This is a genomic window from Enterococcus sp. 12F9_DIV0723 (assembly GCF_002174375.1).
Taxonomy (GTDB): Bacteria; Bacillota; Bacilli; order Lactobacillales; family Enterococcaceae; genus Enterococcus_A; species Enterococcus_A gilvus.
Genome location: NZ_NIBK01000003.1, coordinates 163,812 through 178,241, shown reverse-complemented (window position 1 = coordinate 178,241; position 14,430 = coordinate 163,812). Strand labels below are relative to the sequence as shown.

Sequence of the window (14,430 nt, the reverse complement as noted above, 5' to 3'; positions counted from 1 at the left end):
TTACGACTAATTAAGCTAAAATCCCTAACCAATAACCAAGAATACCGACCGCAAACAACACGAAGATCAAGACGATCGGACTGACTTTTTTCTTCAATAAATACATCATCAATAACGTCAAACCTAATGCAGGCAATCCCGGCACCAAATCATCCAAGACATTCTGAACCGTTGTAATAACTGTTTCGCCACCTGAACCAGGTGTTCTGGATACCACCAATGGAATGTTGATCGTTGTCCATTTTGTGACTAAAACACCCATGATGAACAATCCTAAAATCGTCGCTCCCTCAGTTAATTTTTGCAGCAAGTTGCCGGAGAGGTCTTTGACGATATCCATTCCTTTGCTGAAGCCATACGTGAGACCGAACCATTTCATCGATAAACGGATCGCATTGAAGGCCACGAAGAACAAAATCGGTCCCATCGCATTTCCCGACAATGCCAAGGACGCACCTAACGCTGCCGTGATCGGTCGCAATGTTCCCCAAACCAACGGATCGCCTACACCTGCCAGCGGTCCCATCAATCCAACCTTCAAACTATTGATCGTTCCATCATCAATGTCCGCACCGCTTGCCCGCGCTTCCTCCATCGCCATCGTCACACCGATGACCGGTCCGCACACTGCCGGAGTCGTATTGAAAAATGTTAAATGTCGTTTCAAAGCTTCCGACTGTTCTTCTTTTGTCTTATACACGCGACGAATCGTTGGGATCATATCCACACAAAAAGCCAACGCGTGAATTCGTTCAAAGTTGAAGGAGGCTTGCTGAAAGTTTGAAAAAACAAAGGTGGTCATCAAATCTTTCCTCGTTAACTGCGACTGTGCATAAATATCTTTCTTTGTTTCTACCATTGACGTGTTTTCCATTTTCCTGCCCCCTTAATCTTCTAATTCATCATCGGCCAATTCGCCAGCAACGACCGCCGCCATCTGATTGCCTTGACCCTCATTTTTCTTAAAGTTGGGATTTAGCTGCACGTAGACTAACGCTGTGATCAAACCAATGATCCCGAAGGCCAATAAACTGAATTCTAAGTAACCGCCCATCACAAAGCCTAGATAGAAGAATGGCATCAAGTACGCCACGCTCATCATATTCAGTACCATCGCATATCCGACTACTACGATAAATCCGCCGGCTACCGCTAATCCGCCTGTAATCACATCTGGAATCATGTTCAACATATTCGTGACCATCTCCGCACTAACGAATGCTGCTACGATCGTGGCTGGGATCGCTACCCGCAAAGCTTGGATGAATAAGGCACTAAAATGCAGGAAAATGATTTTATTAAAATTCGCTTTTTCCGCTTCACGATCCGCTGCATGCTGGAAAGCTACCGTGATCGTCCGTGCGATGACTGTCAGTACTTGCCCGGCTGCCGCAACAGGTAATGCGATCGCGATCCCCGATTGAATGTCCTGTTGGCCCACCACAACCAAGATCGTAGAGATCACACTTGCCAACGCCGAATCTGGTGATTGCGCCGCGCCGATATTCATCCAGCCTAGTGCGATCAATTCCAAGGTCCCGCCTAAGATGATCCCTGTAGTCACATCGCCTAAGATCAACCCCACCATCGTACAGGCGATCAATGGCCGATGGGTTTGAAATTCATCTAATACACTGCCCATCCCACACACACATGAAAAAAGAAAAATAAGTACAATCTGTAACGCTGATAATTCCATTTTTGTGTCCTCCTCTTACTATCGCTAGTTAAAATCCGGCTTCCTTCAGTTTTTCTTCAAAATTACCTTTTGGATCGGTCGCCACGACCCGTAAATCCAGCTCCACACCTGATGCCTCCAGCTTGCGAAATGCATCTGCTTCTGTTTGATCAACAGAGACAGCTTTGGTGATTTGCGTGCGTCCCGTTTTGAATTGCATCCCTCCGATGTTGATAGATGTGATCGGCACGTTCATTTCGACCAATTCCAACACTTCCATTGGGTTCGTGAATAAATAAAAGACTGTTTCGCTCGCATATTTTGGGTTGTGATAGACCTTCATTGCCTTTTCCGGATCAACGATATTTACTTTGATTCCAGGAGGTGCTGCTTGCTTTACCAATGTTTTACGAATGTCATCATTCGCCACTTCTTTACTGACCACAATGATTCGTTTTGCCCCTGCTTCCTTCGCCCAAACCGTTGCCACCTGCCCATGGATCAAACGATCATCAATTCGTGCTAAGTTGATCTTCATCTTAGAAATCCTCCTCTTCTTCAATCAATTGCTGCTTAAACGCTTTCACCGTATCGCAAGGAATACTTGTAGCATGATTCACAATATCCTGCAAACGACTTCCCAGCATACTGGCTACCTCCAAGACGATCGGCAGCGACATGCCCGACACGACTTCGATCTCACGCTCTGGATGCTTCATCGCCACCGCGCAGCTGGCGTTATAAGGCGTGCCGCAAAATAAATCCGTCAATACTAGATAGGACGCTTCCTGATCCTTCATCGCTGCAAAAACTTTTTCCTGAATCGTGTCCAGCCCTTCTTCCTTCAAAAATTCCACGGATTCAAAATCTGGCAATGCCCCAAAAATCATTTCTGCTGAATTTTTCATTTCGTGGGCCAGCTTCCCGTGTGCTACCAAAATTACTTTGTTCATATGTCCCTCCTTAGTCGTTTTCCTGATCTGCGAAACGTTGCACCAACAACTTTTTAAATCTTCATTTTGCTCCACCGATTGCTAGTTTCAGTGGAGCAAAAGTGATTACCCTCTTGTCTTGCCTCCAGCAACATTGACCGTCACACCGTCCACGTAACTTGAGCGTCCAGAAATGAAGTATGCGACTAGGTCAGCCACTTCACGCAATTTTCCGTCGCGACCTAGCGGGATCGTCTTTGTATTGGTATAACCCGCTCGCAGCTGCTCCACCGAAATTCCTCGAGTATACGCCAGTGCCGTTTCGTATTCGATCGTGCGCAGCCCCGTCTCTTCCATGATTCCCGGAGCGATACCAACGACACGAACACCCTTTTTACCTAATTCTTTCGCCCATGAACGTGTAAAGCTGTTCACCGCCGCTTTGGTCGCTGCGTATACGCTTTGACCTTCTGACCCTTCTAGTCCGCATTCTGAAGACATATTGATGATGACGCCGTAGCCTTGATTCACCATTACTCGACCAACGGCTTGGCCCATCAAGTAAACCCCTTTTTGATTGATAGCAATCATCTTATTAAAAATGTGCTCGTTGATTTGAAATTTTCCGTCTTCAGTCATTTCCTCATCGACCAATAGTGCCGGGATGTTGATTCCTGCATTATTAACCACTGCATCGATCGTTTGAAATTTGTCAACGGTAGTAGCGATTGTTTTTTTAACTGATTCTGGAGAAGTCACATCCGTTTGGCTAAAAACCAATTTCTCATGTGTGAATGCACCTTCTCGCAGATCAGCATTGACCACGTTGATTCCCAATTCGCATAATTCTTTAACAATGGCCGCTCCGATACCAGATGACCCTCCTGTGACAACGACTGTTTTCCCCTGAACATTTAACCAATCCATCGTGAACGCCCCTTTTTAACATTTGTGATTTGAATTTAACATTTGTTGCACCTTTATAGTAAAGGCAAAAGAAAACGTTGTCAATCACTTTTTGCAACTTTTTTAAAACGAAATCACAAAAGTGCCAAAAAGTACAAAAAAAAGGATAAGCTTTACACTTATCCGAGTGGCTTTCATGCTTATTCATAAACCAATTCCATAATCGTCTCTTGCTGCTCTGCTGGAATCTCCTCATCGCTAAGGTAGTACTCATACGACGTGCCGATAAATTTTCCGCCGATCCGCTTGATCTCATCCAGCATGGCGAAATAAGGATCGGTCATCTCCTCGTATCTTCCAACATACAAATGAGACAGCGCCTTATAGGACGGTAGAAAATAGCTGTCACTGGCAATCGTAGAAGCATTTTTCACTTCCTCTGCGACAGGAAATCCGACTTCCATCTTGACACTTGTTTCATCCACTCCGCCGCTTTCGTCCATGTTCTTATACGACACGAAGGGCGTGCTTAGAATCTGTATCCCTTGCTCCTGAATAAATCCTCCTAATTTCATAAAGGTGGGACCAATGACCTGTGGGATCTCCTCAACTTTTACGGTGAAGCTTTGGGAAAGAATCCATTGTTCTGGTTTTACGATTTGTTCGAAGTGCATCTTCCTCTCCTCCTTTTCTCTTAGTTTATCGAATCAAGTTGCCAGAACATGTCATATTAAAAATGATTTTCGTAAAAAGCGGCGACGTGATTGAGGACTTTTTCGCGAATCCAGCTTGGTCCGAGAATTTCGACATTTTTCCCTAATGGAATCAAAAAGCGATACAGATCGTCAAATTCCGCAAACTCCAAGGCAGCATCAAAGCTGCTGTCAATGTTATCCTGCCACTCAAAATCCGCAAACTCGGCATACTTTTTATAGGCGATCCGCTTGCTGAAGCGCAATTGGACAGATAACCGGGGAAATACTACGACTTCTTCAGGAAAGTCGTAAGTGATCCGCTCCTTTAAAACAACTTGTTTGATTTGTTTGAGAGGAAAGAGCATCCATTCTTTTTTCCTCAATTCCAAGGCTAGCAAATACCAGGTCTGATACTTATACAGCACACGTTTAGGCGCCAAAGACAACAAACGTGTTTGCCCATATTCCGTGTGATACACGCAGTCGACTTCACAATGATTGAATAACGCTTCTCTGATTTTTTCGAATGTCTGACTGGTAATTTCTGTCTGGCTCAGATCGACCTCCAGCCACTCGCTCCAATCATAGACTGTCCCCATTTTTTTCAGCAGCTCTTCTGTGTCAGCCAACCCTACTGATTGCAGCAAATGCAGCGCTAAAAACAAGTCGTCCTGCTCCTCTTTTTCAATCAACGCGTGGCTCACCTGATAAGAGTCATCCAGAAAAATCCCGCCGTTGCGCCCTTTATTCGCATACACAGGCACGCCCGCTAAACTCAGTGCATCCACATCGCGATAGATCGTTCGAACTGAAACTTGGAAACGTTCCGCCAATTCCTTTGCAGTTACTTGCTTGCGGCTCAATAAAATCAAGGTCGTTTGAAGCAATCGAATTACTTGCATGGCTCCTCCTTAAATAGAAAAAGACAGGTTTCCCTATCTTTTCAATACTTCCTGCGCCGTTTCTTCTGTCGTGACCAATACATTGATGTAGCGGCCTTTGAGTGCACTGGCGATCGCGTCGGCTTTATCCACTGCTTCTGCTACACCGATTCGATACGGTGCTCGTTTTAATTCAGCGATGTCGATCCCGATCAATCGGTCATCTAAGGTATTGTCGATGTGTTCGCCTTCGATATTATAAAAGCGGGAAACAACATCCCCGACTACCTTTTTACCTTCTAAATACGTCAAAACATCTTCTCCATAAAACTGCTTCCAGCTTTCACTCGCCTTTAACGTAGGAGAACCGATCCCTAAAATCGCCACATCGATCTTCCGCCAATAATCAATCAGCTCTTGGTTGAACTCGTTCTCCATCAATGCCTTTTTCAACGCGACTGTTTCGGGAAAAGCCGGCGAATCAATCAACAAGGCACGACCATTCAATTTTTTCGATGCTTCATACGTGATCGTATTGACATGAAAATCACTGATGAGGCGTCCAGAGGGCCCGCCGATCATCGGTACACACAAAATATTCTCGGCATCGTATTGACCTAATCCTTCTGGGATAGCAGCCATCGTCTCTCCCCATGAGAACCCAAAGATCATCTCATCTTTAATGATCTCTGTTATGTATTCCCCTACGCCTTGAGCCAATAACTTATCCTTTTGCGTGCGGCTTAGATCTGTGCCCGCTTGGACGATGATCGCTTTTTCCAGACCAAATTTTTCTTGAAGCTCCTTTTCGATACTATACGTTCCTGCCTTGTCATAATTGATCGAGATGTTGACGATTCCTTCATTACGAGAACGCTTCAGCAGACGACTGATCGTGCTGCGATGGATATTCAGCTCTTTAGAAATCTGACTCTGATTTTTATCTTCTTGGTAATACATTTCAGCAATACGAACCAATAATTTATCTTCTTCTTTTTGCATGGACTCACTCCTCTCAAATCACATTTGTGAAAAACATGAGTTAATGTGATTATAGCGTGTCTTTTATCGAACTTGCAAGCCTTTTCCATCACGAAAAATCCCGTTCGACAAAAGCTGAACGAACGGGAGAGTCATTTTCTATTCTTTTACGCTGCGAATAATATAGTACCCTTTGTCTTTTGCTGCGATCTCCGCATTGCCGAAGACCTCTTCCATCTTACTTTTCGCACTCGGTGCCCCTTGTTTTTTTTGAATAACGATCGTCAACGTACCGCCTTCTTTTAACAAAGGTGCCGCCTCGCTTAATATTTGATGAACGACTTTCTTTCCTGCACGGATCGGCGGATTACTGATGATCGCCGCGTATTCCTTTTGGTGCAGCGTTTCGTAAATATTCGATTGATGAATATCCGCCTCAATGCCGTTTCGTTTCGCATTGCCTTGTGCCAACTCCACCGCTCGATTGTTCACATCGATCATCTCAACAGGATGCCCCGTCTGATAAGCCAACGCCATCCCGATCGGGCCATACCCGCAGCCGACATCTAACAAGGTCCCTTCAGGTAATTCACTCGCGTCAAAATGTTCGATCAACGCCCGTGAGCCGTAATCCACTGTATCACGCGAGAACACCCCGCTGTCTGTTACAAATTGAAAATTTTTCCCTGCCAATTCAAAAGACCATTGATGCAGGTCGTGTGCGGTCTCAGGATTTTCGGAATAATAATGATTTGCCATAATTCTACCCTTCTGCTAGTAATATTTCTTTGATATCTCGTGCAATCAGTGCGCCTAAGAAATGATAGCCTTCTTCTGATGGATGAAGACCGTCATAGGATTGGACGAACTCATTGGGTTTTGGATAAACCGTCATATGATGATAGAGGTCAATCACATTCACGCCTGATTCTGCCGCCACCATTTTTGCCATCTGCGCAAAAAGCTGCTGCCGCTCGTTGTCGCCCGCAGTATAAACCGCTGTGTTGATGTAGCCAGTCGTCAATAAAATAACTTTTGACGCGTCAAAGGATTCGATCATCTCTTTCAAATTTTCACCAAAAGCTTCCAGTGAATTCTCGTGTGTCAAAGAATCATTGGTTCCAAACGAGATCACAACAAAATCACCCTCAGCATCCACAGCCTCTTCAACTCGAGCCAAACCATCTGAAGAAGTCTCGCCTCGTTTTCCTAATTTCACGATGGAGTAGCCTGGAAAGCCCATCTCCGTCAATTCATCAATGATATATGTGTCCAAAATATCACTGGTTTCACCATTCATGACACCTGCCAATAAACTATCGCCAAATAAAACGATTTTTTTCATTACGTTGTCCTCCTCGCGCTAGTATCGGTTCTATCATAGCATGAAACACGAAAATTATTCAGCCAAATAGCGCGGGCCGAACTCGTCTCTCGCCTTTTGGCTGTATTTCTGTACAAATGTCGTTTTCGCCTCGGTATAGGCATCCCGATCGTGCTCAAACCTTTCCTTTAACGATTGTTTCAACACCCCATACTGCTCTGCGATTTCTGGATGTATCTGTAAATAATCGCGAAAATACAATTCATCCCAGTCCCCCACCGTTTTCACATGTAGGTGATACACCTTCTCCGCAAACCCAGCAGGTGTGTATCCCTTGTTCAAATCCAGCGTTTGGTTTTCTGCGTCCTTAGCCATCACCGTCCAGCCATCCGCCTCAAGCAAATCAGCGATGCGTTCCAGTGGATAATCCACAGGAAATTCCAACAATATATCTACGATTGGCTTCGCGATCAATCCCTCTACAGACGTACTGCCGATATGCGTGATCCGCTGGACATCAAACTCCCTGAACAATTCCAGTAACTTGTGTTTTTCTTCCTCGTACCATTCTGCGTACTTCGGATCGTGTTCGTCCAAAACGATCGGGAACAATTGCCACAATTCTTCCAACGTCATATCTGACAACTCTTTTATAGTCCTCACCGCTTTCTTTGATTTTATTTCTTCTATCATACACTTTTTTTATGCTGCTCCTTTAATTTTCTTAATATCCCGATTATTTTCTCCCGCCCAACTAAAAATATGATGAAACTCCTACCATTCTGATAGCTTTTTACTGTTTTTTTCGGATAGAATGACCTATAGCTCTTTTTTAAGGGAAAATATTCGGATTTCTTGGAGTTGGAGCGATTCTGACTACGTTTTTTGTGTTAGAATAAGCGCAGTTATCAAAGGATGTCTGTTTACGCGTTCCGTTGCCGAGTCTCCTTTTAGAGGAGGACAGGCGGCAATTCTATCTCCATGAATGAGGTCCATTTACAGAATGATAAACAGCATGAATACCTTACTATGAATAAGGAGGCTGCTATGAACGAAAGAGGGAATTATTACCGGATCGCCCGGAATGAATGGCAAGATTTCTACACACCTGGAAATACGCCGTTGACCCAAGCTGAGTTGGATAGCATCAAAAGTTTGAATGACCGCATCTCCATGAAAGACGTGGAGGATGTTTATGTGCCATTGTGTCACCTGATCCACCTATATATGAAGGATTTTGAATCACTGACCTTAAGCAAAGGGTTGTTTCTGCACCGCTATGTAAAAATGCCGCCATTTATCATCGGGATCGCTGGTAGTGTGGCTGTTGGAAAAAGCACCACCGCTCGTTTATTGCAAACCTTATTAGACCGCTTGTTCAAACATCAAAACGTACAATTGATCACCACAGACGGGTTTCTCTACCCAAACGCCGTTTTAGAAGAACGCGGAATCATGAATCGCAAAGGATTTCCTGAAAGCTACGATATGGAGAAACTGATCGATGTATTGAATGAAGTGAAGTCGGGGAAAGAGAACATTCCCATTCCAAAATATTCTCATGATGTTTATGATATCGTCGAAGGCGAATTTGAAACCATCGATTCACCAGATATCTTGATCGTGGAAGGTATCAACACCTTGCAGCTCCCTGCCAACCAGCAAATCTACGTCAGCGATTTTTTTGACCTTTCGCTGTTTGTCGATGCTGATCCGCAAATGATCGAACGCTGGTACTTGGAACGGTTCGAATCCTTATTAGATACCGCCTTTAAAGACCCTGACAATTACTATTATCAGTATGCCATTGGGGATCGCCAAGAAGCGTTGACCATGGCCCAAGACGTTTGGAAAAATGTGAACTTGAAGAATTTAGAAGAGTACATCTTGCCAACAAGAGGCCGAGCTGATATTATCTTGCACAAGGCAAAGCATCATATTATTGATGAAATTTATTTGCGTAAATACTAGCTTATAAGGAAAGCTTGCTTTCTTTTATATATAAAACTTGAAAAGGGGTAATAATTGTGACAAACGTTTCTGCCGAAATGACAAACGTAGAAAAAATCATCGTACTTGACTATGGTAGCCAGTACAACCAATTAATCACTCGTCGTATCCGTGAATTCGGTGTTTTCTCAGAGCTTATGAGCCACCGCATCACTGCTGAAGAAGTCAAAGCCATGAATCCAAAAGGAATCATCCTATCCGGTGGTCCTAACAGTGTTTATGACGAAGGAGCCTTCTCCATCGATCCAAAAATCTTTGAACTAGGCATTCCCGTTCTAGGTATCTGTTACGGCATGCAGCTGATCACGTACAACTTAGGCGGAAAAGTCGAACCTGCGAAAAACCGCGAATACGGTCAAGCAACCTTAGAAGTCATCTCTGATGATGCCGTTCTATTTGCCGGCACACCAAAAGAACAAACTGTTTGGATGAGCCACGGCGACTTAGTAACTCAAGTCCCAGAAGGCTTCGAAAAAGTCGGCACCAGCAAAGACTGCCCGATCGCAGCGATCCAAGATACCAACCGCAACTTCTACGGCATCCAATTCCACGCAGAAGTGCGCCATTCAGAATACGGCAACGAACTGTTACGTCACTTTGCCCTAGATGTGTGTCAATGTAAAGGCGACTGGAGCATGGATAACTTTATCGAGATGCAAGTCGCAAAAATCCGCGAACAAGTCGGCGACAAAAAAGTCCTGCTTGGTCTATCAGGCGGCGTGGACTCATCTGTCGTAGGTGTGCTTTTACAAAAAGCCATTGGCGATCAATTAACCTCGATCTTCGTAGACCACGGTCTATTACGTAAAAACGAAGGCGAACAAGTGATGGAAGCACTCGGCGGTAAATTCGGCCTAAACATCATCAAGGTCGATGCCCGTGACCGTTTCCTAGATAAATTAGCCGGCGTTTCTGATCCAGAGAAAAAACGTAAGATCATTGGGAACGAATTCGTTTACCTATTCGACGACGAAGCAACCAAACTTGCTGGTCAAGAAGGCATTTCCTTCTTAGCTCAAGGTACGCTTTATACCGATGTGATCGAATCTGGTACCGAAACAGCGCAAACAATCAAATCTCACCATAACGTAGGTGGATTACCAGAAGACATGCAGTTCGAATTGATCGAACCATTAAATACCCTATTCAAAGACGAAGTTCGCGAATTAGGAACACAACTTGGCATGCCTGACTCCATCGTTTGGCGCCAACCATTCCCAGGACCAGGTCTAGGTATCCGCGTCCTTGGTGAAATCACCGAAGAAAAACTAGAGATCGTACGGGAATCAGACGCGATCCTACGTGAAGAAATCGCCAACGCCGGTCTTGACCGCGACATCTGGCAATACTTCACTGTCCTACCAGGCATCCGTTCAGTCGGTGTGATGGGCGACGGCCGCACCTACGACTACACAGTCGGTATCCGCGCTGTCACTTCCATCGACGGTATGACCGCAGACTTCGCACGTATCCCATGGGATGTCTTGCAAAAGATTTCTGTTCGGATCGTGAATGAAGTCTCTCATGTCAATCGGATCGTGTATGATATTACGAGTAAGCCACCTGCTACTGTGGAGTGGGAGTAGTCGCAGGAGAGTCAGAAATCCTTGTATACCAAGGGTTTCAGGCTCTTTTTATTTTGCCATTGCACTTTCATTGCACTTTTTCTTTTCTGTCCGTCTTAGATAATCAACGGTAAACTGGTTTCTGGGGGACGTATCAAAGTTTTGTTTGGCTGGTTCAAAGTCTAGAATGCCATTCAATTTGTCCGCTACTTGAAAGTTGCTATTCGGATATAAGTGTCCATAGGTTCCTAAAGTTGTTTCAATATCTTCATGTCCGAGACGTTCTTTGATAATCAAGGGATTTTCTCCCATACTGATTAAGAGCGAAGCATGAGAATGACGTAGCGCATGAATTCGGATACGGTGAACACCTGCTTTTTTGGCATACCGTTCAATGGCATGTGCGATGGTATACTTCTGCGTAGGAATGCCGTTGTAACTCATAATGAATCCTGTTTCAACCACTTTCTGTTGAACATTTCGCCATTCCTTCAATAGAGCCAAGGTGGTTTTATCGAGTACAATGTGGCGCACGCTGGCTTTGGTTTTCGGTTCCGTAAAGCAGTAATAATTTTGGTTCTTGTAATAGAGCGATTTATCAATCGACAAGACACCCGTTTCAAAATCAAGGTCATTCCACTGAACCGCTGTTGCTTCACCAATCCGCATGCCTGTCATAAACAACAACCACAAAGACATGAACAAAAAATGTTGATAAAAGTCTTCTTTATAAATCAATGAAATGACTTTTTCAAATTCTTCTTTTGTCCAGAAGTCCACTTCTTGTTTTTGTTTCTTCACATTGCCGATAATTTTTGATGGATTCGTTAGGGCAATACCAAGGATAACGGCTCGATCCATGGCGAGCGAGAACAAACCTTGTATCGAACGCACATAAGATGGCTTTAAGTTCGTTGAAAGCTTTAGCTGCCATTTCTGAACATGGATGGGCTCAATATCACACACTGCCATCTTATAAAAGTAGGGAAAGTGTTTTAAGACACTGTGTAATCGATTCTCATACGTTCGCGTTTTCACCTTTGAACGGTACCAAGGAAGAAACAATTCTTCTACATACTGTTTGAATAGCATTTTGTTTTCTGAGGATTCGAATTCATCAGGCTTCATCAACAGAAGCCTGTAGTATTCCTCTTTGGCTTCTTTCTTTGTTTTAAATCCGCTTCGATATTTTTGGATCTTCTTACCATTCCCAGCATAACCTAGATTAGCTCGAAAATAGTACGTACCATTCTTGGCTTTCTTAATCGGATCTTTCGTCATAGTTTTTACTCCTTACCGTGCAAAAACTAATCAGACCTGTTTTTCTCTACAATGTGAATTCCTAGAAGTTCTTCGACAGCTTCACGAGGCACTCTGTCCAATTTTCTGGATTGATAATACGTATGACCTTTTGAGATCATCAGTTCTTTTGCCTGTTTAATAATATCCGCTGAAAAAGAATTTCCATATCCTAGCGCAACTAAGTCCTTTTTAGTGACTGTAATCATTCTAGCTCCTTTCCATTGTAGGCTAGGAAAACTCCAATATTCACCTACAATTATACCAAATTTTTATTACAAGTATGCTCCTATCCAAAGGAGAATAGAAGCACACTTTGTTTATTTTTGGGATTTTCCAGCAATCGAACAGCTTTAGCAAAGCTCACGGGAATTTCACCCCTGCATGGTTATCATGTAGCCATACCCATTGCCTGCGACGGTTTGTTCACGCTCGGACTGTGGCTGTACGGGAGTATCATTATCACGATAAGAACATCATCGCTGGCAATCCTGCTAAAGATTGTTTCTCGGATCACTGACTGAATCGCTCACTATCTTTAGACAGGTCATGGCGGTCAGCTTCACTGGCTCTTTTCTTATCGAAATGTATTCGATTGCTTTATTTAATTTTCAAAGAACTACTGGCTTATTAGCCCGTCAAAACATACCGAAAGGCAATATGCTTTAATGGAATAACAAACCTCCCCAATTAGGAAGTGTGGAACGGTTGTCCGCACTTCCATGAAAAGAGAGAATGATCAGTGTCACTTGATTTCAAATGACAGAATTTTTGTAATCAATCTGGTTTCCATTCGTCCACGTAAAACTTCATCAACAACCATACTTTGATTGCCATACTCATCTTTCATCAGACTTAGAGAGCGCTTGGCGATGTACCCTCTGTAATAATTAAGAATCTGGTTAATTGCTTCCGTATCGCCATCACAAGCCTTTACAATGAGTGGAAACGCAACTCTGGAATATTCTTTTCTCATTCTTCGTTTTCCTCCTTCATAAACTTCTTGATTAAGGCTAGTCCACTGGTTCTATGCCGATAGACAGTAGAGCGGTTCAATTTCAACAAGTCTGCTATTTCTGAATCACTCATGTCCATAAAATAGAACAGCAGTAGGATTTCACGCTTCTTGTCTGGCAATTCTCGCAATGCTTCACTCAATAAATCGTTCTCAACACCGACCGATATTCCATTGAGTGTGAAAATCTGAAAGTCAGTTGTGTAAATATCTGTGGACGCAAACTGATTGACGAGATAATCACCAATATCCGAAAAGGACACTTCACGTTTTGCCAGCCTTGAAAGATAAAGAAAATAATTTTTCCGCTCGTCGTCCATAGCTCGAATACAGATATAATCAAATTGATGTTCAATTCTCTCTTGAAAAGAAGATGGTTTCATGTTTCTCACCCCCTTTCTTTGAAAGGAAGTGAGTTTTGCTCGTTGTATCTCCTTTCACTCTTACTCCCAATGTGAAAGGGGGATTTGTTGCATTTATTCCTATAACAAATAAAAAGAAATTTAGAAAGAGCAAAAAAAGCACATAAACAGACTGACTCATCTGTTTATGTGCCTTATATAAGTATATAATGCGTTTAGTCGATTTTTGTGGAAATTTATACTGTTTAAATGGGAGTATCAGTTATTGAGTATTTTTTCGGGTTAATAAGTAGTAGCATAATAATACTGACCTCCTACTATAGTAATTACGGCATATTCAATTTTCGTTATTGGCGATAAATGCCTTTACATCCCTTATATCTTCAGTATTTCCAGATCCTTCAATATTTTTTATTAACTGAATCCCGTACTCCTTTACAAGTTTATCGCTAGAACCACAAAATGTTTTGCCATGTTTCTTGCGATCTCCATTATTAACAAAACCTATTATTAATTCTTTATTCTTTCGAATGAATTTTTTTGTAGTTCTTGGAATTTTCCCTGCACCAACATTTCTGGTTACTAAAATGCATTTTTCAGATAATTTTTCGTTTACAGGTTGGCTTTGATAACCAAGTGATTCTGAAAATTCCTTTCCAAGACCAGTTAAACTATCGTAAACAATTAACATTAACTACACACCTTTCATTTAAAGTTATTTCAATAATTTTAGTGTTAGCCACACTGCCAAACCAATGATAGGAATATAACTCATTAACTTA

Annotated in this window: 18 protein-coding genes; 2 read left to right on the top strand and 16 right to left on the bottom strand. The window is 43.0% G+C overall.

Annotation, left to right across the window (positions count from 1 at the left end):
- Positions 1-10: 10 nt before the first annotated feature.
- From A5868_RS18170 to A5868_RS18120, 11 genes are all read right to left on the bottom strand, one after another.
- On the bottom strand, positions 11-859 hold the full coding sequence (locus A5868_RS18170; RefSeq protein ID WP_176281415.1) for a mannose/fructose/sorbose PTS transporter subunit IID: 849 nt from the start codon (positions 857-859) through the stop codon (positions 11-13).
- Positions 860-886: 27 nt separating this feature from the next.
- Complete coding sequence (locus A5868_RS18165; RefSeq protein WP_086306367.1) at positions 887-1,699, bottom strand: PTS mannose/fructose/sorbose transporter subunit IIC; 813 nt, start codon at positions 1,697-1,699, stop codon at positions 887-889.
- Positions 1,700-1,727: 28 nt separating this feature from the next.
- Positions 1,728-2,216 carry a mannose/fructose/sorbose PTS transporter subunit IIB gene (locus A5868_RS18160; protein ID WP_010779517.1) on the bottom strand — a complete coding sequence of 163 codons (489 nt, stop codon included), beginning with the start codon at positions 2,214-2,216 and terminating at the stop codon, positions 1,728-1,730.
- 1 nt (position 2,217) lies between these two features.
- Positions 2,218-2,631, bottom strand: a complete 414-nt coding sequence (locus A5868_RS18155) for a PTS sugar transporter subunit IIA (RefSeq protein WP_010779516.1) — start codon at positions 2,629-2,631, stop codon at positions 2,218-2,220.
- Positions 2,632-2,736: 105 nt separating this feature from the next.
- Positions 2,737-3,537 carry an SDR family oxidoreductase gene (locus A5868_RS18150; protein ID WP_086306366.1) on the bottom strand — a complete coding sequence of 267 codons (801 nt, stop codon included), beginning with the start codon at positions 3,535-3,537 and terminating at the stop codon, positions 2,737-2,739.
- A 179-nt stretch (positions 3,538-3,716) separates the two neighbouring features.
- Positions 3,717-4,190, bottom strand: coding sequence for a hypothetical protein (locus A5868_RS18145; protein WP_086306365.1), 474 nt, complete (start codon positions 4,188-4,190; stop codon positions 3,717-3,719).
- Between the two features lie 56 nt (positions 4,191-4,246).
- Positions 4,247-5,113 carry a helix-turn-helix transcriptional regulator gene (locus A5868_RS18140; RefSeq protein WP_086306364.1) on the bottom strand — a complete coding sequence of 289 codons (867 nt, stop codon included), beginning with the start codon at positions 5,111-5,113 and terminating at the stop codon, positions 4,247-4,249.
- 33 nt (positions 5,114-5,146) lie between these two features.
- Positions 5,147-6,094, bottom strand: coding sequence for a sugar-binding transcriptional regulator (locus A5868_RS18135; RefSeq protein WP_086306363.1), 948 nt, complete (start codon positions 6,092-6,094; stop codon positions 5,147-5,149).
- A gap of 138 nt (positions 6,095-6,232) precedes the next feature.
- Positions 6,233-6,832, bottom strand: coding sequence for a class I SAM-dependent methyltransferase (locus tag A5868_RS18130; protein WP_010779511.1), 600 nt, complete (start codon positions 6,830-6,832; stop codon positions 6,233-6,235).
- A 4-nt stretch (positions 6,833-6,836) separates the two neighbouring features.
- On the bottom strand, positions 6,837-7,418 hold the full coding sequence (locus tag A5868_RS18125) for an SGNH/GDSL hydrolase family protein (RefSeq protein ID WP_086306362.1): 582 nt from the start codon (positions 7,416-7,418) through the stop codon (positions 6,837-6,839).
- 54 nt (positions 7,419-7,472) lie between these two features.
- On the bottom strand, positions 7,473-8,033 hold the full coding sequence (locus A5868_RS18120; protein ID WP_086306361.1) for a GrpB family protein: 561 nt from the start codon (positions 8,031-8,033) through the stop codon (positions 7,473-7,475).
- A gap of 411 nt (positions 8,034-8,444) precedes the next feature.
- On the opposite strand from A5868_RS18120, the gene coaA reads away from it, so the two are divergent.
- Positions 8,445-9,368: a type I pantothenate kinase gene (gene coaA / locus A5868_RS18115; RefSeq protein ID WP_086306360.1), complete on the top strand. Its 924-nt coding sequence runs from the start codon at positions 8,445-8,447 to the stop codon at positions 9,366-9,368.
- A 56-nt stretch (positions 9,369-9,424) separates the two neighbouring features.
- Entirely contained in the window at positions 9,425-10,993 is a 1,569-nt protein-coding gene (gene guaA, locus A5868_RS18110; RefSeq protein ID WP_086306359.1) for a glutamine-hydrolyzing GMP synthase, read from the top strand.
- Between the two features lie 48 nt (positions 10,994-11,041).
- Here the strand turns inward: guaA and A5868_RS18105 are convergent, their stop codons facing one another.
- From A5868_RS18105 to A5868_RS18075, 5 genes are all read right to left on the bottom strand, one after another.
- Positions 11,042-12,253, bottom strand: coding sequence for a tyrosine-type recombinase/integrase (locus tag A5868_RS18105; protein ID WP_086306358.1), 1,212 nt, complete (start codon positions 12,251-12,253; stop codon positions 11,042-11,044).
- A 26-nt stretch (positions 12,254-12,279) separates the two neighbouring features.
- Positions 12,280-12,480, bottom strand: a complete 201-nt coding sequence (locus A5868_RS18100) for a DUF3173 domain-containing protein (RefSeq protein WP_086306357.1) — start codon at positions 12,478-12,480, stop codon at positions 12,280-12,282.
- 536 nt (positions 12,481-13,016) lie between these two features.
- Positions 13,017-13,247 carry a helix-turn-helix domain-containing protein gene (locus tag A5868_RS18090; RefSeq protein WP_086306356.1) on the bottom strand — a complete coding sequence of 77 codons (231 nt, stop codon included), beginning with the start codon at positions 13,245-13,247 and terminating at the stop codon, positions 13,017-13,019.
- On the bottom strand, positions 13,244-13,669 hold the full coding sequence (locus A5868_RS18085) for a sigma-70 family RNA polymerase sigma factor (RefSeq protein ID WP_086306355.1): 426 nt from the start codon (positions 13,667-13,669) through the stop codon (positions 13,244-13,246). Before A5868_RS18085 ends, A5868_RS18090 begins: the two co-directional genes overlap by 4 nt.
- 316 nt (positions 13,670-13,985) lie before the next feature.
- Positions 13,986-14,339, bottom strand: coding sequence for a class Ib ribonucleoside-diphosphate reductase assembly flavoprotein NrdI (locus A5868_RS18075; RefSeq protein WP_086306353.1), 354 nt, complete (start codon positions 14,337-14,339; stop codon positions 13,986-13,988).
- Positions 14,340-14,430: the final 91 nt, after the last annotated feature.

Bases quoted from the DNA above. Each gene is read 5' to 3' on its own strand.
- A5868_RS18170 (WP_176281415.1), bottom strand. From the start codon at position 859: ATGGTAGAAACAAAGAAAGATATTTATGCACAGTCGCAGTTAACGAGG.
- A5868_RS18165 (WP_086306367.1), bottom strand. From the start codon at position 1,699: ATGGAATTATCAGCGTTACAGATTGTACTTATTTTTCTTTTTTCATGT.
- A5868_RS18160 (WP_010779517.1), bottom strand. From the start codon at position 2,216: ATGAAGATCAACTTAGCACGAATTGATGATCGTTTGATCCATGGGCAG.
- A5868_RS18155 (WP_010779516.1), bottom strand. From the start codon at position 2,631: ATGAACAAAGTAATTTTGGTAGCACACGGGAAGCTGGCCCACGAAATG.
- A5868_RS18150 (WP_086306366.1), bottom strand. From the start codon at position 3,537: ATGGATTGGTTAAATGTTCAGGGGAAAACAGTCGTTGTCACAGGAGGG.
- A5868_RS18145 (WP_086306365.1), bottom strand. From the start codon at position 4,190: ATGCACTTCGAACAAATCGTAAAACCAGAACAATGGATTCTTTCCCAA.
- A5868_RS18140 (WP_086306364.1), bottom strand. From the start codon at position 5,113: ATGCAAGTAATTCGATTGCTTCAAACGACCTTGATTTTATTGAGCCGC.
- A5868_RS18135 (WP_086306363.1), bottom strand. From the start codon at position 6,094: ATGCAAAAAGAAGAAGATAAATTATTGGTTCGTATTGCTGAAATGTAT.
- A5868_RS18130 (WP_010779511.1), bottom strand. From the start codon at position 6,832: ATGGCAAATCATTATTATTCCGAAAATCCTGAGACCGCACACGACCTG.
- A5868_RS18125 (WP_086306362.1), bottom strand. From the start codon at position 7,418: ATGAAAAAAATCGTTTTATTTGGCGATAGTTTATTGGCAGGTGTCATG.
- A5868_RS18120 (WP_086306361.1), bottom strand. From the start codon at position 8,033: ATGACGTTGGAAGAATTGTGGCAATTGTTCCCGATCGTTTTGGACGAA.
- coaA (WP_086306360.1), top strand. From the start codon at position 8,445: ATGAACGAAAGAGGGAATTATTACCGGATCGCCCGGAATGAATGGCAA.
- A5868_RS18105 (WP_086306358.1), bottom strand. From the start codon at position 12,253: ATGACGAAAGATCCGATTAAGAAAGCCAAGAATGGTACGTACTATTTT.
- A5868_RS18100 (WP_086306357.1), bottom strand. From the start codon at position 12,480: ATGATTACAGTCACTAAAAAGGACTTAGTTGCGCTAGGATATGGAAAT.
- A5868_RS18090 (WP_086306356.1), bottom strand. From the start codon at position 13,247: ATGAGAAAAGAATATTCCAGAGTTGCGTTTCCACTCATTGTAAAGGCT.
- A5868_RS18085 (WP_086306355.1), bottom strand. From the start codon at position 13,669: ATGAAACCATCTTCTTTTCAAGAGAGAATTGAACATCAATTTGATTAT.
- A5868_RS18075 (WP_086306353.1), bottom strand. From the start codon at position 14,339: ATGTTAATTGTTTACGATAGTTTAACTGGTCTTGGAAAGGAATTTTCA.